Here is a 23229-nt window from a genome sequence, read left to right as displayed (position 1 = left end):
GAGCCGGCTTGCTGGCGAAAGGGCCGTGTCAGGCACTGCAAGGTCGAATGACACCGCTTTCGCCAGCAACCCGGCTCCCACCGGGCACGGCGTTATTTCAAGAGTTTCACCTTGCCATCGTAGTAACCCGCTTTCTTCAGGATGTCCTCCATCTTCGTCCCGATCGCCTTGGCGCCGGCCTCTACGCTGGTTTTGCCGAGCATGATCGCGGTGCCGTTTTCGCCCACTACTTCGGAGATTTCCGGCCATTGCGGGAAGCGTGGACGATAGTCCGGCACGCCGCCTTCCCACGAAGTCACCATCGGCTGCACGAACGGATACTTCTTCTGCACCTCGGGATCCTTGTACACCGACATCCGGCCACTGACGCCACCGGCCTCAAGATACGGATTGGCCATGGCTTCGGAGGTCACCCACTGAATGAACAGCCACGCCGCGGCCTTCTGCTTGTCCTCGGATTTGGAGTTGACCCCTAGCGAGAACCCTCCCAACGCAGGCTTCAGACCTGCCGGGCCTTTGGGCTCGGTAGCCACGGCCAGGCAATCGGTGATCTTCGATTTGGTCGGATCGGCCAGGGTGCTGTAAAACGCCGACCACTCGGTGATCATCGCCACCTTGCCCTGGGCGAGGGCGTTGACCGCCTCGTTGTGGTCGTAATCGACGATGCCCGGCGGCATGAACTTCATCAGGTCCTGGCGAAACTGCAGGCCCTCCTGCGAGGCTTTCGAATTCAGGTTGGATTTGAAATTGGCATCCAGCAACGAGCCTCCGAACGGCCAGAGGAAACGCATGAAACTGTCGGCCGACTGCGTCTCGCCACGCCGCGATTGCAGCGCGTAGGCATAGCGGTCCTTGGTCTTGTCGGTGAGCTTGGGCCCGTACACCTTGAGCACTTCATCCCAGGTCGCCGGCGGCTGGTCGAAACCGGCATCCTTGAGCATGCACTTGTTATAGAACAGCAGGCCCGAGTAGTTATCGAACGGCAGACCGTAGGTCTCGTCACCCCAGCCGCCAAAGGATTTGAGCAGGATCGGGAAAAAACCGTCCAGCTTCAGATCCGGGTCCGCCAGTTTGGCGTCGTTGGTGAACGTGGACACTGGTTCTAGCCAGCCATTACCGGCGAACTCACCAATCCACACCACGTCAGTCAAAACCACGTCGAGTTGTTCACCAGAGGTAAAACTCAGCACCTCGCGCTCACGGCTGTTTTCGTAGGGGATGATTTCGTAGCTGACCTTGATCCCGGTCTTCTTCTCGAACTCCGGGAGCAACTTGATGGCCGCGGCATAGCCGGGGCGGTCGAGGAAAATCGCCTTGATTTCGGTGCCCTTATAGGGAGCGGCGGCTTCTTCCAGGGTCCAGGCCTGGGCAGCGCCAGACCCCAAGGCAGAACCCAGCGCGACCGATAGGGCCAGGGCATTCCAAACCAACTTTTTCATTACGTGACCTCTTTATTGTTGTGGGTGAGGGGTACGCGTTATATGCGCTCGTGCGCGTGGGTGGAGAAGTGCGATGTTTCATTCAGGATTGGGTAAGACGACGGCCTTCAACGCACCATCGAGAAAATCCGAGGGATAGCTAAAGGCTTCTGTGGCCTTTTGCAGATCAAAGCGATGGGTGACCAGACAGTCGACATCCACCATCCCTTGGGCGACCAGATCTATCGCCCGGTCGTAGACGTGGCCCATGCGTCGCGACATGCGCACGTCCAGGCCTTTGCGCCGCAGCAACGAAGCGCTGAGTGAGGTGTACTGGTCGCCATCCGGAATGCCCACCAGCACCACTCGACCGCCGATCCGCGCCGATTGCGCGGCGATCTGAAAACCTTGTGGTGAGTTGGTGGCTTCCAGCACCAGATCGACACCTCGGCCATCCGTCCATTCGGCAATCGCGGCGTGGTCGGCCGCCACTTGATCGGCGCCCAATTGGCGGGCTTTCTCGGTGCGATAGTTGATCGGGTCGATGGCGTAAATGGCCTTCTTGCACATCATCCGCGCCAGTTGCAGCAGGCACAGGCCGATCGGGCCGCAACCGATGATGGCGACGGTTTCAAAGAGTTTTTTCGTGCCTGCCAGATCCATGGCGTGAATCGCTACGCCCAGGGGCTCCAGCATTACCGCCTGCACCGGCGTGAAGTGATCGGGAACGGGGTAGATCTGGCTCGGCGCCACGACGATGTATTCGGTCATCGCGCCGTGTGTATGGGGAGGAGAGCCGAGAAATTGCACATGGGGGCAGAGGTTCACATGGCCACGATGACACCATTCGCATCGACCGCAGGGCTTGGCCGGATCGACTGCGACCAACTGCCCGGCCTTGAGGCCCAAGGCAGGTTGGTCCTCGACCACCCGTGCGGCGAATTCATGTCCAGCGATGAAAGGCTGGGTGATGCGCGCATGACCGATGGCGCCTTCCTTGTAGTAATGCAGATCACTGCCGCAGACCCCGACGGCGCTGACGCGCAACAAGACCTCGTCGCCAACCGGCACCGGCACCGGTTTCTCACCGATGCGGATGTCGCGGATGCCATGGATGTATGCAGCCCGCATTTCGGTTCGCTCCTTGACATTTGTATTTTTAGAATTACAAATGATCGTAGGACGAAATATTTTGATGTCAAGTTGCGTTGCCGGATTGCTACCAATACGTTTTGCACCCAAACAACAATAATTTCAGGGGACACGATTTTGACTGAGCTCAGTTTGAGTGGCGTCGAGAAAGCCTATGGCGAGATCAAGGTGTTGCATGACATCCACCTGAGTATCGAAAGCCGTGAATTCGTGGTGTTCGTCGGCCCGTCCGGTTGCGGCAAGTCGACCTTGCTGCGTTGCATTGCCGGGCTTGAAAGCATCACCCAAGGCCAGATCCGTATTGGCGCTCGGGACGTTACCTACCTGGAACCGGCCGATCGCGGCGTGGCCATGGTGTTCCAGTCCTACGCCCTGTACCCGCACATGTCGGTCTACGACAACATCGCCTTCGGCCTGAAAATGCAGAAAACCCCCAAAGACCAGATCGAAGCCAAGGTGCGCAATGCCGCGCGCATTCTGCAGCTCGATCCCTTGCTCGATCGCAAGCCCAAGGCCTTGTCCGGCGGGCAGCGGCAGCGGGTAGCCATTGGACGCGCGATCGTCCATGAGCCGGAGGTCTTTCTGTTCGACGAACCGCTGTCCAATCTTGACGCCTCGCTGCGGGTTCAGATGCGCATCGAGATCGCCAAGCTGCACGCCGACCTGCAAGCCACAATGGTTTACGTGACCCACGATCAGGTCGAAGCCATGACCCTGGCCGACAAGATAGTGGTGCTCAACAAGGGCTGCATCGAACAGGTTGGTTCGCCTCTGGAGCTGTATCACCATCCGCGCAATCGCTTCGTGGCAGGGTTTATCGGATCGCCGCAGATGAGTTTTCTACAGGTATCGGCCGCCGCTGTCAGCGCCGAAGGCGTGCAAGTAATCCTGCCTGGTGGCGGTCGGCTGCTGGTGCCGGTAAAGGGTGAGAGCGTCAAACCCGGCGACGCGCTGACCCTTGGCCTGCGTCCCGAGCACTTGTCCGAACGCGGGCAGGGCGAAGCGCAGATCCCGGCCAAGGCGTTGGTGGTGGAGCATCTGGGCGGCGAGACCTTCACCCATGCCGAAACCGACGATGGCAGTGATCTGATGATCAAGGGCGACGGCATGTCATCGGTCAAAGCGGGGCAGCAGTTGTCGATCGGCGTGTCGGGCGGTCGTTGTCATTTGTTCGATGAGCAAGGACAGGCGCTGACGCATCAGGTGCATTACACCGCGCTGGCTGCCGAGGAAGCGCGACAGTCCATTGCATAAAACTAAAAGGCCACTATTCTGCTTTTGGCGAGCTATTCTTGGCTCGCTGCTGTTTCTCGGCGTCCCCAAAACCATACCCGATAACAAACGGACGACAGCTTGCGACGTTCCGATTCACCTGGTTGCGGGTATCGAGGTTGCCCCACCGATGTGACGCGGGTGCAGGACCAATCGGCCTCTAGCAGAAGGTTCGACGATGCGCCTCATCTCCTTTTCGATCTGCCTGATAACGGCAGTTTTCGTCGGCCCGATTGTGGCGGCCGACGCCACCGCGCAAACGCCTGCCGAACCGCAGGCGGTGGTCAGCAAGGCTCAGGTACTGGAAGAAAAAGCCGCCGGCAAGGAGGGTCTTGCGCCTGCGGTTCCTCAAAGCGAAATCATCACCCAATCCGAAGCCCAGGCGGTTGATCCGGCGGGAGTGGCGGTGGTGGACGATGCGATCGTCTGCTTGTCGCGCACTATTTACTGGGAAGCCAAGGGCGGTACGGACGCCGATATGGAAGGGGTGGCCAATGTGGTACTCAACCGCCTTGGCCACGAAGGTTATCCGGACACCATCTGCAGCGTGGTCAAACAGGGGATGGAGAAGAAGGTTTGCCAGTTCTCCTGGTGGTGCGATGGGCGTTCCGATCAGGTAAAGGAGGACGATCGTTACGCGGCATCCAAGGAAATCGCGCGCAAGGCTCTCAACCAGCAGCTCAGCGACCGCACCAAGGGCGCGATGTTTTTCCACGATCGCAACGCCAGGCCCGCGTGGGCGTCGGAGTACATCCGCACAGCGGAAACTGGCAAGTTCATGTTCTACAAACTGCGAGAAGGGAAGGCGAAGTGACGTAAGCACCCTCAAACCGTGCTGCTACGCGATGGCGCGTTCATACCTGATGCTCTACTGCTGCACCCCAAACATCGCCGTCCAGTAAATCCCCGCATCGCTTTTCGGGTCCACGGCATACGACGCACCCAGCTCGCGGAAGTCCGGGTTCATGATGTTGGCGCAATGGCCGGGACTCGCGAGCCAGCCTTCGACCACCTTGCGCGCGCTGTCTTGCCCCGCCGCGATGTTTTCACCGATCTGCTGACCGATATAGCCGGCCAGTTCCGCGCGATCGCCCGGCGTGCCGCCATTAAGGCCCTTGTGATCGAAATAGTTGTTGTTGGCCATCGAGCGGGTGTGCCCTTCAGCCGCGCTGGCCAGGTTATCGTTCCAGCCCAGCGGCGAGGCGGGACCGAAAGGTTGGCCGCCACATTGATGCGGCGTGCTGCGGGCGGCGTTGATCAACCCGAGCATTTTCTGGCCCTCGGCCTGGGAGTTGCCCAGACCACCGGTCAGCAGGGGCCGCGCCAGCACGATGCGCCAGTCGCGATCATTGCGGCTTACGCCCACGTCGACGAACTGTGGGTTGAGCACCACCTGGCAGAAACTTTCCTGAATCGCCTTCATCGCCGATTGTGCATCCCGTGGGCCGGACAGACTGATCGCCTGCACAGAGACCATCGGGTACGAAGCGCGGGACAGCATCGGTTGCAGGTCCACGGTGCCGCTGGCTGGCAGGTTCAGGCGCGGATCGGTGTTCAGCGGAGGGAGTTCCTGAGACACCACGTTCGCGCAGGGTTGGGCCTGACTGCGATAGGTATTGATGGACTGGATCAATTGCGTTTCTTCGCTGGCCAGCGCCGTCCCGGTCGACATCAGCAGCCATGAAAACGCTGCCAGACGAGTGAATGATGTGAAGCGCATGAAGATCTCCCTTGAGCTGACTGCGGCCATGATGCGCGATTTTCTCGGTATCGAAATAATCTGAGCCGAAGAATCCCCGGAGGTTGCAGTCCAGTGAGAGCTTTTTGCAATGACAAAAACTCAAAACTGCCTGGCGGGCAGCTTCTCTACCGGGGTGGCGTCTATGAGACCGCTACCACCGCCAAGCCGGACTGCTACAGAGGATGGCTGCATGCGCAACATCGCGCTACGCCGCTGGACAGCAGCACGGCTTGTCGGCAGTGGCGTCGTTGAGATCGCTACCACCGGCAAGCCGTGTCGCTAAAGGGAAATTAATGGTTCAGTCATCGAACCCGTACAGCTGCGCCGGGTTGTCCACGAGGATCGCCTGTCGCGCGGCATCGCTATCGGTCCAGTCGAGCAGCAGGTCGAGCAAATCGGCATCATCCGGTTTGTGGGCTTCAGTGATGTGGGGCCAGTCACTGCCCCAGACCATGCGCTGCGGCGCGAAGGTAGCGAGGGCCCGGGCAAGGGTACGGACATCCCCGTAGCGCGGCCCGCCTTCAACGGTGTTCAGGTACGGCCCACTGAGCTTGACCCAGGCCCTGTCGGAGTCGATGAGTCGGGCCATGAAACGGAACGCTGGATGATTGGCGTTGGAGCCTGCGGGCAGACGTCCCATGTGATCGAACACCACAGGCACCGGCAAACCCGCCAACAGTGTCTGCTGTTCGAGGATCTGCTCGGCGCCCATGTGAATCTGCACGTGCCAACCGAACTCGGCGATTCGTTCGGCCAACGGCTTGATCATGTCGACGCTGATGACCTGATTGCCGGCGTTCCACAGGCTGAAGCGCAGGCCCCGAATGCCTCCCTCATGCAAGTGAATCAGCTCCTTGTCGGTCACACCCGTATCGACCACCGCAATGCCCCGTGCCTGCCCCCTCATCTGCGCGATGGCGTCCAGAGTGCAGCGATTGTCGGTGGCGTAATACTTGGGCTGCACGATCACTGCGCGACGCAGGCCCAGTTGCTCACGGACTTTGCGGTAGTCGGCCATCGATTGTCCCTGGGCAACGGGCGTCGCCGGGTCGGCGGGAGCGAAACGCGGGTCGATGATGTGGATGTGCGCATCGCAGCTGTTGGCCGGGATTTTGAGGTCAGGTTTTTTCATGGGCTTGCCCTTTCGGTTGGCCTTAAGCCCTGTAGCAGTCCCGGTTTCCGGGGCAGGGGCGTTGATAACGCCACTGCCGGCAAGTGGGACTGCTACATAGGCCGTTTCGGCCATGACTAATGTGAGTTACACCAGCAGCAGCAACGCCGAGCCATAGGCCACGGCCGCCACCAAAAAGGTCACGAACGTGAAGCCCAATACCCGCTGCACACCGACGCCGGCCATGGCCACCACAGGCGCGGCCCAGAACGGCTGCATCATGTTCGAGACCTGTTCTCCCATCGCCACGGCCATGGTGGTCGCCGACAGCGAGGCGTGCAACTCGACGGCCGCTGGAATCGCGAACGGGCCTTGCACCGCCCAGTGACCGCCGCCGCTGGGAATCAGAAAGGTCACCAGCAGCGAGCACACGTAACTCCAGAACGGCAGGGTCTGGGTGGTGGAAATCGCCACGAAACCCTTGGCGATCACGCCCGGCAGACCGGTGGCCTCCATCATCCCCATAATTCCGCCGTACAGCGGGTATTGCAGAATCATCGAGCCGCTCTGTTTGGCCGCTGCCTTCACAGCATTGGCATAGGCCAGCGGGTAGCCGTGGAGGATGATGCCGAGCGTGAACATGATCGCGATCACGCCGTTGACCCCGGACAGCTGCAAGTGACCAGTGAACGACCAACCGGCCACGCCGATCCCCAGCAGCCCCATCAGCACGCTGCCCAGCGGCGAATATTCGAGGAACTGCGCGAAGCTGCGCTTGCCTTGCGGGCGTTTGGCGGGCTCTGGATCAGGATGCTTGCTCATGTCCAGAAACACGGCGTCTTCATCCTTGGGGCGCAGGGCTGCCAGTACGAACGGCATGATCACCAGCAATGCAATGGTCGGCACCATGTTGTAGGGCACGAACACCATGTCGCCAACGCTCAGCACTTGTCCGGTGAGCTTTTGCACCACGTTCATCGGGTTGCCCGGCGTGGTCTGCGCCAGCACGATGGAGCTGGACAGACCGCCAGCCCAGACTACCCAGCCCGAGAATCCGGCGGCGACGATCCAGGCGAAATCCACGCGCATGCGCTTGGCGATTTCCCGGGCGAGGAGGGCGCTGAGCACCAGACCAAAACCCCAGTTGAAAAACGAAGTGATCGCCACGCAAAGGAAGATCATCGCCCCTGCTTGAGCCGGGGTTCGCGCCAGCGCCACCAAGCGGGTGAAAAAGCGCTGCACGATCGGGGCGTGGGCCAGGGCATGACCGAGCACCAACACCAGTGTGATTTGCAGGGCGAAGGAAAAGATGTTGCAGAAGCCTTTGTACCAACCGCCGAGCAACGCATCGAACGACGCATTCGGCGCGACCAGCCAGGACGCCGCGGCGACGATCGCGGTGATGAAGATCGCCAGCACGAACGGGTCGGGAATGGTTCGCTCGAACAGGCTGATGGTGCTTTCGGTAAACCGGGTGCGCAGTGACCGAGGCGCGGTAATGGGAGTGCTCATACCGCAAGGCCTCCGTGCAAACGGATCAGGGGCGTGGTGCTCATCATGGGGGTTATCCCTTTTATTGTGTTTGTGGGAACTAGGTATCTTCAGGCGCCAGGTTTTGACCCTCGGCGCAGGTCATCTGTAGCGGTCCGGCTCGCAGGCGGCGGGGTCAGTGAAGTCGCTGTCGCCGGCAAGCCGTGCTGCTACAGAGTTTGTCGCTTTCGATCAATGCAAGGCGCCGCTGGCCCTCAGCTGTGCAATCTGCTCTGCGGTGAAACCATGCTCGACCATGACCCGATCCGAATCGGCACCGAACACCGGCGCGGCGAATGGCTCAGGGCCTGGCGTGCGGCTGAAAGTGACGGCGCGGGTAAAACCCTTGTAGCGACCGACCACCGGGTGGTCGAACTCGGCGATCAGCGATTCGGCTTCGCACTGTGGGTAGTCGAACATGTCTTCGACCCGACGCGCCGCGGCACAGGGCACGGCTTCGCCGAAGATCGCTTCCCACTCCAGCGCGCTGTGTCGGCGCAGCGCTTCATGCAGTTGCGGAACGATGACCTCATGGTGGACCGCGCGTTTGCGCACGCTGTCGAAACGCTCGTCTGCCGCCAGATGGCTCAAACCGGTCATCTCGCACAGTGCCTGCCAGAAGTGTGGGGTGTTGGCCGACAGATAGAGATAGCCCTCGCGGGTCGGGTGAATCCCGGTGATGCCGCCGGAACGCATGTCGCGATCCAGTGAGCGCGGTTCGCTGTCAGCCCAGACCAATCGCGCCGACTGCATCGCCAGCGCGCTGCGCAACAACGACACACCGACTTCCTGCCCCTGGCCGGTGCGTTCGCGTTCGAACAGCGCTGATGCCACACCGCCCGCCACCAGAGACGCAGCGTAGTAGTCGACCACCGAGCCGTAGAGAATCTCCGGCGGCCCGTCTGCCTTGCCTTGCGCGGCGCACATGCCGGTCATGGTCTGCAGCACTTGGTCGTAGCCGGCCTTGGCTTTCAGGGGGCCTTTTTCACCGTAGCCGGTAACCGCGCAATAGATTAGACGCGGGTTGGTTTCTTTGAGCTGTTCGTAGCTGATGCCCAGACGCTTTGGCACGCCGGGGCGGAAGTTGTGCACCAGCACGTCCGCCTGACGCACCAGTGTCAACAGCGTGTCCAGTCCACCGGGTGATTTGAGGTCCAGAACCACCCCGGATTTGCTGCGATTGACGCCCAGGAACGCTCGGCTTTCGGCGGCCAGCGTTGAGGGGTATTTGCGCAGATTATCGCCGGTCGGCGGCTCGATCTTGATCACCGTTGCGCCCTGATCAGCCAGCAGCGAGCAGCCGTACGGGCCGGCGATATAGGCGCTGAGGTCGAGGACAGTGATACCGGCAAGCGGCCCGGTCGGATTGACCGATGTCGGCTGGGCGGGATGAGGCATGCATATTTCTCCGATCTTGTTATCGCTGTCGGGCGCCGTGCGAGGCGGGCGCCAATGCAGCACATGGAGCCATTCTGGTCAGCGCGAAGGAGAAATAAAATGCGTTTTGGCTAGCTTTAGAATCCATAAAAAATGGATTTAGGTCGGTCCCGGCTGCTCGAACAACACCTTGCAGAACACCTCGATCAGCCGCTCCTTGGCCGAGTTGCGTTTCCACAACAGACCGATCGGTCGATGAGGCCCGGCGCCCGGCAACGGAATCTGCGCCAGCTCGCCCAACTGCGCGTGCATGGGCCGCCATTGCGGCACCAGCGATACGCCAAGTCTGCCTTTGACCATCGCCGCGATGGCATCCAGGGCGTCCATTTCGAAGCGCTCTTGCGGTTGTATGCCAGCCTGCAGCAGATACCGATCCGCCAATACGCCACCCCACGAACGGCGGTGATAGCGAATGAACGGCTGGCTGCGCAACACCTCATGAGGGTGCTCGTCGGCCAGGTGCGGAGGCGCCAGTACCACGAACGGCTCATCGCGCACCGGGCGCCAGACGAACTCTTTCGGCAGCTCGAACTGCGGCGCGACCATCATGGCAATGTCGGTCTCGCCGGACAGCACCTTGCGGTACAGATCGGTGGAAAATGCTGGCTCGACGTGGGGGCGCAGGTGTTCGTAGTTGGCGATCAGTGTCGCCAGCACATCAGGCACGAGATACGCCAGCGCAGTGGTGATGCAGCCGATGCGCAATTCACCTGCCACCGCGTCCAGCGCGGCGATGGCGCGCAACTCCCGCGTACGCACCAGCAACTCGCTAGCGGGGCCTACCAACGCCGAGCCTGCGGCGGTCAATTGCATGTTGCGTCCGGCACGACTGAGCAGCGGCTGACCGATTTCGTGTTCCAGCGCCTTGATCCTCTGCGCTACGGCGGTGGGCGTCAGGTTGAGCTTGCGTGCGGCGGCAGCGGTGGAGCCCAGTTGGGCCACCTGCAGGAAACTGTCGAGATAGCGAGTGTCCATAGTCTAAAAATTCTGGATTCTAAACGTAGAAATACGCACTTTAGTTAGCTTTTGCGCTTTTGCAATATGGGCTTGACCTTAAAAGCCTGGCTTCCAGCAAGCCTGACCTTGAAAGGCAGTGCCGGGCCTACGTGCCCCGGCTTCCAAGAACAATGCCGGGTATGGGAAGTGGTCCTGTCATCCGGCGCGACGCTACAACGCCCATCGGGCTGGTGTCGTCATCGAGTGAGTAGCCCATGCGCAGCAAACTGTTCGTCCCCGGATCCCGCCCCGAACTCTTCGAAAAAGCCCTGGCTTCCCGCGCCGACGGCATCAGTTTCGATCTCGAGGATGCGGTCGCAGAGAGCGCCAAGAGCGAAGCTCGCAATCAATTGGCGAGCTTTCTGGCGAGTCTCGGCACGACCGACAAAACTCTGGTGGTTCGCGTGAACGGCCAGGACACGGCGCACTATCAGGCCGACCTTGAGGCGCTGGTCGGCACCCGACTGGACATCATCAACCTGCCCAAAGTCGAAGGCCCCGAGCAGATTCTGCAACTGGTGGCCGATCTGCAGCGCCTTGAACAGCAACGGCCCGCAGCGGCGAATGTGCAGATCCTGGCCAATATCGAATCGCCTCGTGGGTTACGGATGGCCGCAGAGATCGCCGGCGCTCATCCACGGGTGATGGGCCTGCAACTGGGTTTCGCCGATCTGCTGGAACCTTTGGGCATCAATCGGCACGAGGCCAGTGTGATTCGACAGATTCAACTGGCCGTGCGCATGGCTGCCGGTGAAGCCAATGTCGCGGCCTACGACGCCGCCTTCGCCGCCATCAAGGACGTCGAGGGCTATCGAGAAGAGGCGCGTTTCGCTCGCAGCCTGGGCTTTACCGGCAAATCCTGCATTCACCCGACTCAGATCGACATGGCCAACGAGGCTTTTGTCCCGGCCGCCGAGGAAATCGAGCGCGCCAGGCGTGTGCTGGCCGCTGCCGATGAGGCGGATGCGGCAGGGGTAGGCGCCTATACGGTCGATGGGCACATGGTCGATGCGCCATTTGTGCAGCGCGCTCGCACTGTCATCGAGCAGGCCCGCCAGGCAGGCCTGCTGACGCCGTGACTCGGCCCCGAAAGACCTGACGAAATATCTTCAAGCCGCTCTACAACAATAAAAGAAGACGAGGTTTTCCATGCACAACGCCGAATCGCTGGCCGAGCCGGCCATGACTGCGCCAGATGCGCGCCGTAGCGCCTTGTTCTGGCGCCTGATGGACATCCGCATCAGCTTCATTCCCTTGCCGGTCTACCTGCTGCTGGTGGCACTGGTGGCCGGCCTGTTGCTGTGCAAGGAGATCAAGGCCGATCTGCCGACAATGGTCGCGATCATTGGTCTGGGCGGCGCCACCTGTGGCGAAATCGGCAAGCGGCTGCCGTTCTTCGGCAAGATCGGCGGCGCGGCGATTGTCTCGGCGTTTCTACCGTCGTATCTGGTCAGCCTCGGTTGGGTGCCGCAGGACATCATCGCGCCGGTGACCACCTTCACCAAGTCCAGCAACTTCATTTACCTGTTCGTTTCAGCGGTGGTGGTGGGCAGCATTTTCACCATGGACCGCAACTTGATCATCAAGGGCTTCGCCAAGATATTCGTGCCGCTGCTCGCAGGCTCGGTGCTGGCGCTGTTCGCCGGCATTGCCGTGGGTATGCTCTGCGGGCTGGAGCTGCGTCAGGTGCTGTTCTTCGTCATTGTCCCGGTGATGGGCGGGGGGCTGGGCGAGGGCGCGATTCCGCTGTCGGTGGGCTATGGCGAAATTCTAGGCATGGATTCGGGCAAGATTCTCGCGCAGTTGCTGCCAATCATTCTGCTGGGCAACCTCTGCGCGATCATGGCCTGTGGTGCGTTGGACTTGCTTGGCAAACGCTTCCCGCAGCTGACCGGCAACGGTCGTCTGCAGATGCTGGAACTGCCCGTGGATGATGCGACGCAGGCGAAAGACACGCAGGCGAAGGAAGAGCAAAGCCGCTTCGACGCCCAGACCGTAAATCAGGTCATCGCCGCTGGCATGTGCGCGATCACGCTGTATCTGGCCGGTGTCTTGCTCCACGCGCTGTTCGGCTTGCCGGGGCCGGTGTGCATGCTGTTTCTGGCGGTGTTGCTCAAGCTGGGCAATGCAGTGCCGCCACGGCTGGAAGCGGGCGCAAAGGAGCTGTTCAAGTTCTTCACCACGTGCGTGACCTATCCGCTGCTGTTCGCCAATTCGATCGCCGTGACCCACTGGAGCGAGCTGACCGCTGCGTTCCACATCGGCAACGTACTGACCATCGCCACGACCATACTGACCCTGGTACTCACCGGCCTGGTGATTGCGCGGAAAATGGGCATGTATCCGATCGAAACCGCCATCGTCAATGGCTGCCACAGTGGCCTGGGCGGCACCGGCGACATCGCGATCCTGACTGCGGCCAACCGCATGCAACTGCTGCCGTTCGCACAGATTTCCACCCGGATCGGCGGGGCGATCACGGTGATGGGCGCATTGTTGATTCTGGCGAATCTGCCGCCGGTTTGAGGCGAATGCTAAATGCTCGCTTTGGCAAAGGACGTCGGCTTCGGCGCTGTTAAGGGCCTCTGGTGCATCTGCTGCAGGAACGGGGGGGGCGGGCTATCCTGGCGTGTGTCTGTACCACCCTCCAACCGGCACCCGCCCTGGCCTTGCGATTGTTGGTCGACGCAATGCCGGCCTCGGCGGCATGGAGTGAACTGTGCCGAGAGTCGTCCCCACAGGACTGTGTCGTTCATATGGGTTTATCATGCGCAGGCCCGACTCTCGCGAGAGCCCCGGCAGCCTTGAACAGACCCAGGATCAGCATGTTCACCATCACCCGTCTCGAAAACACGCCACCCGAATCGATCGACAGCCAAATCATGCAAATGGTCGTCGACTACATCACTGACATCAGCATGGTCGGCATCGCTCCCAGCAACCCGCTGTACCCGCTCTACCAATACGGCGTCGGCCACGAAGTGCATCAATATCTCCAGGCCATGAACGGCTCGCGAGCTTTCCCGGTGGAACTCATCGTCGCTCTGGATGACGAAGATCCATCCGTGGTCTCGGGTTTCCTGCTGTACCTGCCGGTGCAAGGCGATCCCGAGGCCTGCTCGGTCGCCTACATGGCGGTCAAGACCAGTCAGCGCCGTCGCGGTATTGCCCGCGCGATGGTGCAAAAAATGCTGGAGCGCTACCCACATGCCGAATTGGCGTGCTTCGTGAACAAGGTGCCGTATTTCGAAGCGATGGGCTTCCAGGTCCTGCATGCGCGTGGCCCGCAGGTGCTGATGAACACCCGCGATCATCAGACCGAGGGCTTGCTGGCGGTACTGGACATCGCGCCAATCTACAACTCAGTGGAAGTGCGACAGATCCACGCGTACCTGCTCAAGCAACACGGCAAGCGCGCGATGACCGACGCCGAAAAACAGCGTGATCGACAACTGGACCAGATGACGCGCCAAGCGCGCATGTTTGTGAACCATGCGATTACACAGCAGCAAGATGACGATTAATTCGCCGTCTCGCACGCCCCTGTAGCACTCCGGTTTGCCCGCGGAAGCGACTTCAAAACGCCAACGCCGACAAGCCGTTCCGCTACAGGCCCATCATCAAGGCGGCTCAGCGAACCTGCTCGTCCAGATCAATCCCCCCCGGCTGCTTGCCCCACATCTCCAACAGAAAATCCGTTTCCTCATGCCGAACCAGAGGTAGCAATTGCAGGTGCTCAGCGAGCAAGGCATGAGCCTCCCGCCCCAGCATCGGGCAGCCCTCGATCGGGTGCAGCCAGTGACAGGCCAGCACCGCGCCGTCCTCAGTGAGACTGGCAGCGATACGCTCGATCACTTGAACGAATAGCGCAGGCTCCAAATAGTAGGCCCACTCACTGACTACGATCAGGTCGAATTTCCCCTCGGGCCAGTCGACCGGCAGTCGACCCTCGACAGCCGTTGCGCCGGGAAACTCACTCAGACGCTTGCGCGCCAAGTCCGCAGCCCTGGCGCTCATATCCATGCACAGCAGCTCATCGCAGCGCTCTGCCAGACACAAACTCAATTCGCCATTGGCGCAACCGGGTTCAAACACGCGGGCGTAGCGCTGACGGGGCAGGGCGGCCAGGGTCAGGTCGCGCTTGCGCTGTTCATACCAGCGGGTGCGAAAGGCCCAGGGATCGTCGTTGTCGGCGAACAACTCATCAAAATAATCGGCAGGAAGGCTCACAGAAATACCAGTTCGAAAGGCTGCAGCAGGCGCTCCAGCGTGGTGGCGTCGAGCACAGGCGCAGCGCCGGTGCTGGTGTCGGTCTGAAGTTGACTGGCGTGAGAGGTGATTGCCTTGCGCTTGCGCATCAGCTGCTCGTCGGTGAGCACCAGCTTGCGTGCTCGGTCCCATGGAATACGGGGATCGTTCGGCTCGGCCCAGTGCCAGGCCCATACCGGCATTTCCAGTAATGTTGCGCCGGTGTTGGCGGCGGCTTGGGCTGCACAATGGCCAACGGCTTCGTGATCACAGTGACCGTCATGACGCCAGGTGCTGAGCACCACATCACTGGTGCGCAGATCCTGGCTAAGCAATGCAGTCAGCGATTCAGCACGCTCGGCGACTTGGCCGTCGACCATTTCCAGTCGCTGCCAACTGAAGCGTGACAATTCGAGCCCGAGGCCGGCGATGGCGTATTCGCTCTCCAGGCGACGTTGAGCGCGCAGTCGCGATTGCGGCCATTGCGACGAGCCCGGATGACTGCCTTCGCCGTCGGTTACCGAGATCAGTTGGATGTCCTCCTGCCGCCCGGCCATCGCCGCCAACAATCCCCCGCAGGCCAGCACTTCATCGTCGGGATGCGGCGCCAGCACGATCAAGCGCGAGCCGGGCGGGACCAATTCATCGAGGGTGATCGATTGCACGCCGCGCAATGCGGTGCTGCCTTGCCATGCGCTCAATGGCGTACCCTGAACGCCGAAAGGCTGGATCTGGGTCATAGAGACCAATCCTCCGTCGTACGCCGAGCCAGCAGCTGACCGAGTTGAGCGAGATCGCGTTCAGCGTGGCTCTGGCGAATGAACACTGGCAAGTCGACGGCTAGCCGGGCGAACTGCGGATCCCGGCAGAAAGGCGTCGCGCCCAGCGCGCGTCCGACGTGCCGGCAAATCTGTTCGACGGCCATTTCCACCTGCGCTCGCACCCGCTGCACTGCCAGTCGCGCATTGTCATGAGGGTGGGCGTCGATCCAGTAGGCGCAGTCTCTTAACGCCGCCGAAGCGCCGTAAAGCGCGGCGTCTACAGCGCCAAGATGCGCGTCGCCATGTTCATCGGGACGACCCTGCTGACGTTGCTGGTGCAGCGAGCGCGCCAGCGAAGTGGCCGCGCCGTACCAGGCAGCGGCGATGCCCCCGCCGCCTTGCCAGAAACCAGGCCGGGACAAGTATGCGCCGCTCTCGCCGATGCACTGGCCCACGGCATTATCGAAATGCAGATCGACGCTTGCGGTATGGGCCATGCCTACGGCCTGCCAGGCTTGCGCGTCGATGGTCACGCCGGGTTGATCCAGGCGCACAGCGACCAATTGTGGCTGGTCGTGCTGTTGATCGTTGCCACCCCAGACGGTGATCAACGCGTAGTCGATCTGTTGCGCGCCGGAGCACCATGCTTTACGCCCGTCCAGCCGCACTTGATCACCTTGCCGTTCACTGGCCAGCACCCTCGCCGAAGGCGGCTCGGCGGCCCAGACGCCCCAGATCCCCGGTTCGGCGAACGGCTCGCAACCCAGCTCTTGCAGGATGGCCAGGGCGTCAGTGTGGCCTTCGTAAAGTTTGAGCAGTGCCAGATCGACACCGCCCACCGTCGCCAACTGCTGCCAGCGGGTCAGGGTTTCGCCGCTGCCGGGCAATGGCAAACGGTCCAGCCCGCGTTCGATACACAGCCGCATGGCGTCACGCAGGCGATCATCGCTGGTGGGCGCGTTGGGGCGGCGGGCGAAATCCGCCAGCACCGCGTCAAGTCCTTGTGATTCGTGGCCCATGCCTGAAGCTCCCGCCGGTTACCGAGCCTGCGCGAGGTGCGCAGGCTGCCATTAATTCGGCAGCCGCCGACGGCCGGGGTTCAAAGATTCTGAGCAGCCAGCTACGTCCCACATGGAAATTATTTGACTTATTTGATTTGTGATCACATATTTCACGCATAAGAACGACAACACAGGCTTTGCTCCCATGACAGATCGTCCCGTTCCATTGCCGACCATGCGTCAGGTGTCCCGCGACACCTTGCAGGATCAGGTCTACCGGCAGATCCGCGAAGCGTTGATGAGCGGTCGCTTCCAGCCCGGCCAGAAACTCACCATCCGCGGCCTTGCCGACGCCTTGGGCTCCAGCCCCATGCCCGTCCGCGAAGCGCTGCATCGCCTGAGCGCTGAAAACGCCTTTGAAGTCACCGAAACCGCCCGTCTTCGTGTCCGTCTGATGACGCCCGAGCGGCTGCGCGAAATTCGTGATGCCCGCGTGGCCCTTGAAGGCTTGCTGGCGGAGAAGGCAGCGGCGCTGATCACCAAGGCCGATCTGGATCAGCTCAGCGAGCTGTGCCAACAGATGCAGCAGGCCGCCGACAAGATCGATGTAGCGCGTTATCTGTGGACCAACTTCGCGTTTCACCGCCGCATCTACGCTGTGGCCCAGGCTGAGCTGACGGTCGCCGCCGTGGAGAATTTCTGGTTGCACATGGGGCCGTGTTTCGCCCTGGTCGCCCCGGACAAGGCCCACCTGCAGCGCTCGATGGAAGCCCACGACCGCATCGTCGAGGCACTGATCGCGCGCGATGGTGCCGCGGCCCGGGCGGCGGTCACCGACGACATCATGCAGGCCGCCGATTCGCTGGCGCGCCTGCTCGTCAACAACGACCGTTCGCGGTCGTCTGCGCAAGGAGTGAAGAAAGCATGAGCGTTCTCAATCGACTGATTCCCTACAATGGCCTGCGGGTGCTGATTTCCGGCGGAGCTGCCGGGATCGGCGAAGTGCTGGCCGCCGCTTATATCGAAGCGGGCGCCAGGGTGCATGTCTGTGATGTCAGCGAATCGGCGCTGGCGGCGTTTCGCGACCGCTATCCGGGTACCGTCGCCACCCGCGCCGACGTTGGCGATGCCGCGCAAATCGAGGCCGTGTTCAAGGTTCAGCGCGAACAGTTCGGCGGTCTCGATGTGCTGGTCAACAACGCCGGTATCGCCGGGCCTACCGCCGGGATCGACGCGATCAACGATGAAGACTGGCAGCGCACCATCGATATCAATCTCACGGCGCAATACCGCTTCGCCCATCACGCCGTACCGATGCTCAAGGAATCGCCCAATGCGCATTTGCTGCATATCGCGTCAGTGGCAGGACGTCTGGGCTATGCCTGGCGCACGCCATATGCGGCGACCAAGTGGGCCATCGTCGGGCTGATGAAGTCCCTGGCCTCTGAGTTGGGCGAAAGCGATATCCGGGTCAATGCGTTGCTGCCCGGTATCGTCGAAGGCCCGCGCATGGACGGCGTGATCCGCGCCCGCGCCGAGCAAATGAATGTGCCGGAACCGGAGATGCGCCAGGAATACCTGAACAAGATCTCCCTCAAACGCATGGTCACTGCCGAAGACGTCGCTGCGATGGCGCTGTTTCTCTGCTCGCCTGCCGCACGGAACGTGACCGGGCAGGCCATCAGCGTCGATGGCAACGTCGAATACCTCTGACGGCACCGATTCAAATCAGCCCAGTGCCCACCAGGCTATCGCTTACCAAGAACAAGAATGGAGAACACCCATGTCCAAGAAACGTCCGGTCATCATCACCTGCGCCGTCACCGGGGCGATTCACACGCCTTCCATGTCGCCGCATCTGCCGATCACGCCGCAGGAAATCGCCGACGCTGCCATCGGTGCTGCCGAGGCAGGAGCTGCCATCGTTCACCTGCATGCCCGTGATCCCATCGACGGCCGCCCGAGTCAGGACGTCGATCTGTTTCGCCAGTTTCTGCCGCAGATCAAGGCCCAGAGCGATGTGGTGATCAACATCACCACCGGCGGTGCGCCGACCATGGGCGTCGAAGAGCGCTTGCAGCCGGTCGCCCAGCTGAAGCCCGAACTGGCCTCGCTGAACATGGGCTCGATGAACTTCGGCCTGTACGAAATGCTCGACCGCTTCACCGAGTTCAAGCACGACTGGGAGCGGCCGTATCTGGAAGAAAGCGACGATCGCATCTTCCGCAACACCTTCCGCGACATCACCCACATCCTCAACGCCTGTGCGGAGAACCGCACGCGTTTCGAGATCGAGTGCTACGACATCGGCCACCTGTACACCGCCGCACACTTTCTGCAACGCGGGCTGCTCAAGGCGCCGATCTTCATTCAGTCCGTGTTTGGCCTGCGTGGCGGCATCGGTGCACACCCTGAAGACCTCGCGCACATGCGCCGCACCGCTGACCGGCTGTTCGGCGATGCCTATGAATGGTCGATCCTGGGCGCCGGTCGCAACCAGATTCCGCTGGGCACCATGGGCCTGGCGATGGGCAGCAACGTGCGCGTCGGCCTTGAGGATTCGCTGTGGGATGGTCCCGGCAAGCTGGCAGCGTCCAACGCCGATCAGGTCAAGCGCATTCGCACGGTGATTGAGGCGCTGGGCGGGCGTGTCGCAACGCCGGACGAGGCCCGTGAAATGCTCGCCCTCAAAGGCAAGAACGAGGTTGATTTCTAAGTTTGCGGCCTGCTTGAAGCGACTGAGCGCGAACCCTCGGGGGCGCGCTCGACATCGGTCATCAACTCCCATAACAACAAGACAGGAGTGAATTCATGCGTATCGAAATCGTCGTCGATGTGAAGACCACGCTGGGTGAAGGCCCGGTCTGGGACGTCGAGCAACAGCGACTTTACTGGATCGACAGTTTTGATGGCCGGGTGCTGCGCTGCACCGAGGACGGCCGCGAACTGCGCGCCTGGGACGTCGGGCAGAAGATTGGTTCCATGGCCCTGCGTCAGCGTGGCAATGCCGCGATCGTGGCCCTGCAGAACGGTCTCTACAGTCTTGATTTGCCCAGCGGTGACCTCGAACTGATCACCGATCCCGAGCCTGGGCATCCGCACAATCGCCTCAACGACGGCAAGGTCGACCGCCATGGACGCTTCATCTTTGGCTCCATGGATACCCAGGAAGACCAGGCCAGTGCCAAGCTGTATCGCCTCGACCCCGATATGAGCCTGCACACTCTGGACGAAGGCATCATCGTTTCCAATGGCCCGTGCTGGAGCCCGAATGGCGAGACCTTCTATTTCTCCGATACCTGGTCCGGGGAAATCTGGGCCTATGACTACGACAATGCCAGTGGCGCGGTGAGCAATCGACGCACTTTCGCCAAGGTCGACACATCAGGCGGTGGCGCGGCGGATGGTTGCACCGTGGATGCCGAAGGCTGTCTGTGGCAGGCGTTGGTCTACACCGGAAAACTGGTGCGCTACACGCCGGACGGGCAGGTCGACCGGATCGTCGACATGCCGGTGAAAAAGGTAACCAGCCTGACCTTCGGTGGCCCGAATCTGGACACGCTTTACGTCACGTCAATGGCCAAGCCGCCGCTGCCTCGTTTCCCGGACGACGGCCAACAGCGCGGCGCGTTGTTCGCCATTACCGGCCTGGGCGTGAAGGGCATCGGGGAAAGGCGCTTCGCTGGCTGAGCGCTTCAGGGCCGATCGACACTGACCTGACTTACCTAGGACTAAACCTTCGAGTGCGTGTGCGGCACGCCTGGAGATTTCATGAACAATAATAAAAAAGCATCGTTGGGCAAGATTCATCGCTACTCGTGGGTATCGCTGTTGGTCTGCTGGGTGATCTGGATCCTCAACGCCTACGACCGCGAAATCGTGCTGCGGCTGGGACCGACCATTTCCAAGCATTTCGATCTTTCGGCGGATCAATGGGGAACGGTGGCGACCGTGGTCATGCTGGCCCTGGCGGTGCTCGACATTCCCGGTTCGATCTGGAGCGACCGCTATGGCGGCGGCTGGAAACGTGCGCGCTTTCAGGTGCCACTGGTACTGGGCTACACGGCGATCTCGTTTCTGTCGGGCTTTAAGTTCCTCAGCGGTCACCTGGCCTCGTTCATTGCGCTGCGGGTGGGGGTGAACCTCGGCGCGGGTTGGGGAGAGCCGGTCGGTGTCAGCAACACGGCCGAATGGTGGCCGGTCGAGCGACGCGGTTTTGCCCTCGGCGCGCATCACACTGGATACCCGATCGGCGCGATGCTCAGCGGCATCGTCGCCAGTTTCGTAATCGCCACGTTCGGTGAGGAAAACTGGCGCTACGTGTTCTTCTTCGCCTTTGTCGTGGCCTTGCCGACCATGATTTTCTGGTCGCGCTATTCCACCGCCGAGCGCATCACTCAGCTGTACATCGATATTGCCGCCAAAGGCATGACCGCACCCGACAGCACGCCGTCGCCGAATGTCAATGGCCAGGCCTGGGCCACGTTCAAGGCGACGCTGGGCAATCGCAACATCGCGCTCACTGCCGGCAATACGATGCTGACGCAGGTGGTGTACATGGGCGTGAACATCGTTCTGCCGGCCTACCTGTACAACATCCTCAACCTGTCGCTGGCTGAGTCGGCGGGGATGAGCGTGGTGTTCACCCTGACCGGGATCCTCGGCCAACTGATCTGGCCCTCGCTGTCGGACATCATCGGCCGTCGCGTGACGCTGATCATCTGTGGGCTGTGGATGGCGGCCAGCGTCGGCGCGTTCTACTTCGCCAACACCACGCTGATCATCATCGTCGTTCAACTGCTGTTCGGCCTGGTTGCCAACGCGGTATGGCCGATTTATTACGCGGTCGCGTCCGACTCGGCGCAACCGTCCGCGACATCGACCGCCAACGGCATCATCACCACAGCGATGTTCATCGGCGGCGGCGTCGCGCCAGTGTTGATGGGCAGCCTGATCAGCGCCGGTGGCGGCTGGACCAGCCTGGGTGGCTACACCGTGTGCTTCTTCGTCATGGCCGGTTGTGCCCTGGCGGGTGCGTTGCTGCAGTTGTTTTCCCATCGGCCCGAAGCCTTGCAGGTCCAGCCGAGCTTATGACCCTTAGAGCCCCGGCCTGAGCTATCGGTCGGGGCATTCATCCGTTGTCTGTTTCCAAGAGGTTCGTGCAATGACAATGACAAGAACGCCCGACGCGCCGTCTTTACCCCGTGATGCTGCAACGCTGAACAGACTGTTGTTCGTCAAACTCATGCCGCTGCTCATCGCCGCGTATGTATTGAGCTTTCTGGACCGGACCAACATCGCCCTGGCCAAGCATCATCTGGATGTCGACCTGGGGATTTCCGCAGCCGCCTATGGGTTGGGTGCCGGGCTGTTTTTCCTGACCTACGCGTTATCGGAAGTGCCCAGCAACCTGATCATGCACAAGGTCGGCGCGCGGTTCTGGATCGCCCGGATCATGGTGACCTGGGGGCTGATTTCCGCGGGCATGGCGTTCGTTCAAGGCGAGACTTCGTTCTATGTGATGCGGCTGTTGCTGGGGATTGCCGAAGCCGGTCTGTTTCCCGGCGTGATGTTGTATCTGACGTACTGGTTCGGGCGTGAGCAACGTGCTCGTGCCACCGGCTATTTCCTGCTCGGCGTGTGCGTGGCGAACATCATCGGAGGCCCGCTGGGTGCGGCGCTGATGCAGCTGGATGGTGTTTTCGGCTGGCGCGGCTGGCAGTGGATGTTCCTGCTCGAAGGGCTGCCGGCGGTGTTCTTCGCCATTGTGGTGTGGAAAAAACTGCCGGACCGGCCGAGCAAGGCCTCATGGCTGAGCGCTGTCGAGGCACAGCAGATAGAGTCTCGGTTGGCCAGCGAAGCGGACGAGGGCGCCGGACATGGCGGCCACTCGCTGAAACAGTGTCTGACGCCGCAGATTCTGCTGGCGATCTTCGTGTATTTCTGCCACCAGATCACGATCTACACGGTGATCTTCTTCCTGCCTGGCATCATCGGCAAATACGGCGATCTGAGCACCTTGCAGATAGGCTTTCTGACATCGTTGCCGTGGTTGGCCGCAGCCGTGGGTGCCATCGCCTTGCCGCGTTTCGCCAATACCCCGCAGCGCTCGCGGCGCATGCTGGTCAGCGGCCTGTTGACCATGGCTGTAGGGCTAGGCATCGCTTCGCTGGCGGGGCCGGTCATCAGTCTGCTGGGTTTCTGCATTTCGGCAGTGATGTTCTTCGTCGTCCAGTCGATCATCTTTCTCTACCCGGCATCCCGCCTAAAAGGCGCGGCATTGGCTGGCGGGCTGGGACTGGTCAACTGCCTGGGGTTGCTCGGCGGTTTTGTCGGGCCGTCGGTGATGGGAGTGATCGAACAAAGCACCGGCAACGCGATGAATGGAATGAAAGTCATCGCCGTGGTGTTGGTGGTGGCTGCGATTGCCGCGCTGCGTTTGCGTCAGGGGCATGAGCGGGAATCACGTCAGGCAGTAGTGAAGGGCGCCGGGCAGTCGGTGTGAGTCCGGTAAATTCTCCCCCTGTAGCAGTCCGGCCTGCCGGCGGTAGCGGTCATGATC

General features: G+C 61.3%; 21 protein-coding genes. 11 read left to right on the top strand and 10 right to left on the bottom strand.

Annotation, left to right across the window (positions count from 1 at the left end):
* Positions 1–92: 92 nt before the first annotated feature.
* Positions 93–1439 (bottom strand): ABC transporter substrate-binding protein, encoded by a 1347-nt coding sequence (locus tag ACRER8_RS25640; protein WP_431748967.1) that lies wholly within the window; start codon positions 1437–1439, stop codon positions 93–95.
* A gap of 78 nt (positions 1440–1517) precedes the next feature.
* A complete protein-coding gene (locus ACRER8_RS25635) occupies positions 1518–2549 on the bottom strand; it encodes a zinc-dependent alcohol dehydrogenase (protein ID WP_431748966.1) in 1032 nt (343 codons plus the stop codon).
* Positions 2550–2687: 138 nt separating this feature from the next.
* Between ACRER8_RS25635 and ACRER8_RS25630 the strand changes: the two genes are divergently transcribed.
* Complete coding sequence (locus tag ACRER8_RS25630; RefSeq protein ID WP_431748965.1) at positions 2688–3824, top strand: ABC transporter ATP-binding protein; 1137 nt, start codon at positions 2688–2690, stop codon at positions 3822–3824.
* Between the two features lie 196 nt (positions 3825–4020).
* Positions 4021–4656 carry a cell wall hydrolase gene (locus ACRER8_RS25625; RefSeq protein WP_431748964.1) on the top strand — a complete coding sequence of 212 codons (636 nt, stop codon included), beginning with the start codon at positions 4021–4023 and terminating at the stop codon, positions 4654–4656.
* Positions 4657–4710: 54 nt separating this feature from the next.
* On the opposite strand, the gene ACRER8_RS25620 is transcribed toward ACRER8_RS25625, so the two are convergent.
* The 5 genes from ACRER8_RS25620 to ACRER8_RS25600 form a co-directional block, all read right to left on the bottom strand.
* Positions 4711–5562, bottom strand: a complete 852-nt coding sequence (locus tag ACRER8_RS25620; RefSeq protein ID WP_431748963.1) for a CAP domain-containing protein — start codon at positions 5560–5562, stop codon at positions 4711–4713.
* Between the two features lie 319 nt (positions 5563–5881).
* Positions 5882–6715, bottom strand: a complete 834-nt coding sequence (locus ACRER8_RS25615; RefSeq protein ID WP_431748962.1) for an amidohydrolase family protein — start codon at positions 6713–6715, stop codon at positions 5882–5884.
* 126 nt (positions 6716–6841) lie between these two features.
* Entirely contained in the window at positions 6842–8206 is a 1365-nt protein-coding gene (locus tag ACRER8_RS25610; RefSeq protein WP_431748961.1) for a TIGR00366 family protein, read from the bottom strand.
* 210 nt (positions 8207–8416) lie between these two features.
* Positions 8417–9622, bottom strand: a complete 1206-nt coding sequence (locus tag ACRER8_RS25605) for a CaiB/BaiF CoA transferase family protein (RefSeq protein ID WP_431748960.1) — start codon at positions 9620–9622, stop codon at positions 8417–8419.
* A gap of 138 nt (positions 9623–9760) precedes the next feature.
* A complete protein-coding gene (locus ACRER8_RS25600; RefSeq protein ID WP_431748959.1) occupies positions 9761–10636 on the bottom strand; it encodes a LysR family transcriptional regulator in 876 nt (291 codons plus the stop codon).
* A gap of 236 nt (positions 10637–10872) precedes the next feature.
* Between ACRER8_RS25600 and ACRER8_RS25595 the strand changes: the two genes are divergently transcribed.
* From ACRER8_RS25595 to ACRER8_RS25585, 3 genes are all read left to right on the top strand, one after another.
* Complete coding sequence (locus ACRER8_RS25595; protein WP_431748958.1) at positions 10873–11736, top strand: HpcH/HpaI aldolase/citrate lyase family protein; 864 nt, start codon at positions 10873–10875, stop codon at positions 11734–11736.
* Between the two features lie 70 nt (positions 11737–11806).
* Complete coding sequence (locus ACRER8_RS25590; RefSeq protein ID WP_431748957.1) at positions 11807–13183, top strand: 2-hydroxycarboxylate transporter family protein; 1377 nt, start codon at positions 11807–11809, stop codon at positions 13181–13183.
* A gap of 299 nt (positions 13184–13482) precedes the next feature.
* Entirely contained in the window at positions 13483–14181 is a 699-nt protein-coding gene (locus tag ACRER8_RS25585; protein ID WP_431748956.1) for a GNAT family N-acetyltransferase, read from the top strand.
* A 106-nt stretch (positions 14182–14287) separates the two neighbouring features.
* Here ACRER8_RS25585 and ACRER8_RS25580 read toward each other — a convergent pair whose 3' ends face one another.
* From ACRER8_RS25580 to ACRER8_RS25570, 3 genes are read right to left on the bottom strand one after another with little or no spacing between them, the layout of a single operon-like run.
* On the bottom strand, positions 14288–14887 hold the full coding sequence (locus tag ACRER8_RS25580) for an SAM-dependent methyltransferase (protein WP_431748955.1): 600 nt from the start codon (positions 14885–14887) through the stop codon (positions 14288–14290).
* Positions 14884–15645 carry a PIG-L deacetylase family protein gene (locus ACRER8_RS25575; protein ID WP_431748954.1) on the bottom strand — a complete coding sequence of 254 codons (762 nt, stop codon included), beginning with the start codon at positions 15643–15645 and terminating at the stop codon, positions 14884–14886. The genes ACRER8_RS25580 and ACRER8_RS25575 overlap by 4 nt, the downstream gene beginning before the upstream one ends.
* On the bottom strand, positions 15642–16685 hold the full coding sequence (locus ACRER8_RS25570) for an acyl-CoA dehydrogenase family protein (protein WP_431748953.1): 1044 nt from the start codon (positions 16683–16685) through the stop codon (positions 15642–15644). Before ACRER8_RS25570 ends, ACRER8_RS25575 begins: the two co-directional genes overlap by 4 nt.
* Positions 16686–16872: 187 nt before the next feature.
* Here ACRER8_RS25570 and ACRER8_RS25565 point away from each other — a divergent pair, with 187 nt between their 5' ends.
* From ACRER8_RS25565 to ACRER8_RS25540, 6 genes are all read left to right on the top strand, one after another.
* On the top strand, positions 16873–17595 hold the full coding sequence (locus ACRER8_RS25565; RefSeq protein WP_431748952.1) for a GntR family transcriptional regulator: 723 nt from the start codon (positions 16873–16875) through the stop codon (positions 17593–17595).
* The gene (locus tag ACRER8_RS25560; protein WP_431748951.1) at positions 17592–18380 is read left to right on the top strand and encodes an SDR family oxidoreductase; all 789 of its coding nucleotides are present in this window, start codon (positions 17592–17594) and stop codon (positions 18378–18380) included. The genes ACRER8_RS25565 and ACRER8_RS25560 overlap by 4 nt, the downstream gene beginning before the upstream one ends.
* 70 nt (positions 18381–18450) lie before the next feature.
* Positions 18451–19383, top strand: a complete 933-nt coding sequence (locus tag ACRER8_RS25555) for a 3-keto-5-aminohexanoate cleavage protein (protein ID WP_431748950.1) — start codon at positions 18451–18453, stop codon at positions 19381–19383.
* A 95-nt stretch (positions 19384–19478) separates the two neighbouring features.
* Positions 19479–20357 carry an SMP-30/gluconolactonase/LRE family protein gene (locus ACRER8_RS25550; protein ID WP_431748949.1) on the top strand — a complete coding sequence of 293 codons (879 nt, stop codon included), beginning with the start codon at positions 19479–19481 and terminating at the stop codon, positions 20355–20357.
* 81 nt (positions 20358–20438) lie between these two features.
* The gene (locus ACRER8_RS25545) at positions 20439–21761 is read left to right on the top strand and encodes an MFS transporter (RefSeq protein ID WP_431748948.1); all 1323 of its coding nucleotides are present in this window, start codon (positions 20439–20441) and stop codon (positions 21759–21761) included.
* 70 nt (positions 21762–21831) lie between these two features.
* Positions 21832–23172 (top strand): MFS transporter, encoded by a 1341-nt coding sequence (locus ACRER8_RS25540; protein WP_431748947.1) that lies wholly within the window; start codon positions 21832–21834, stop codon positions 23170–23172.
* Positions 23173–23229 lie beyond the last annotated feature (57 nt).

The sequence above is a fragment of the Pseudomonas sp. genome, assembly GCF_050739935.1.
In the GTDB taxonomy this organism is placed as follows: Bacteria; Pseudomonadota; Gammaproteobacteria; order Pseudomonadales; family Pseudomonadaceae; genus Aquipseudomonas.
The sequence above is the reverse complement of the archived record's forward strand: the minus strand, read 5'-3'. Positions and strand labels throughout refer to the sequence as shown.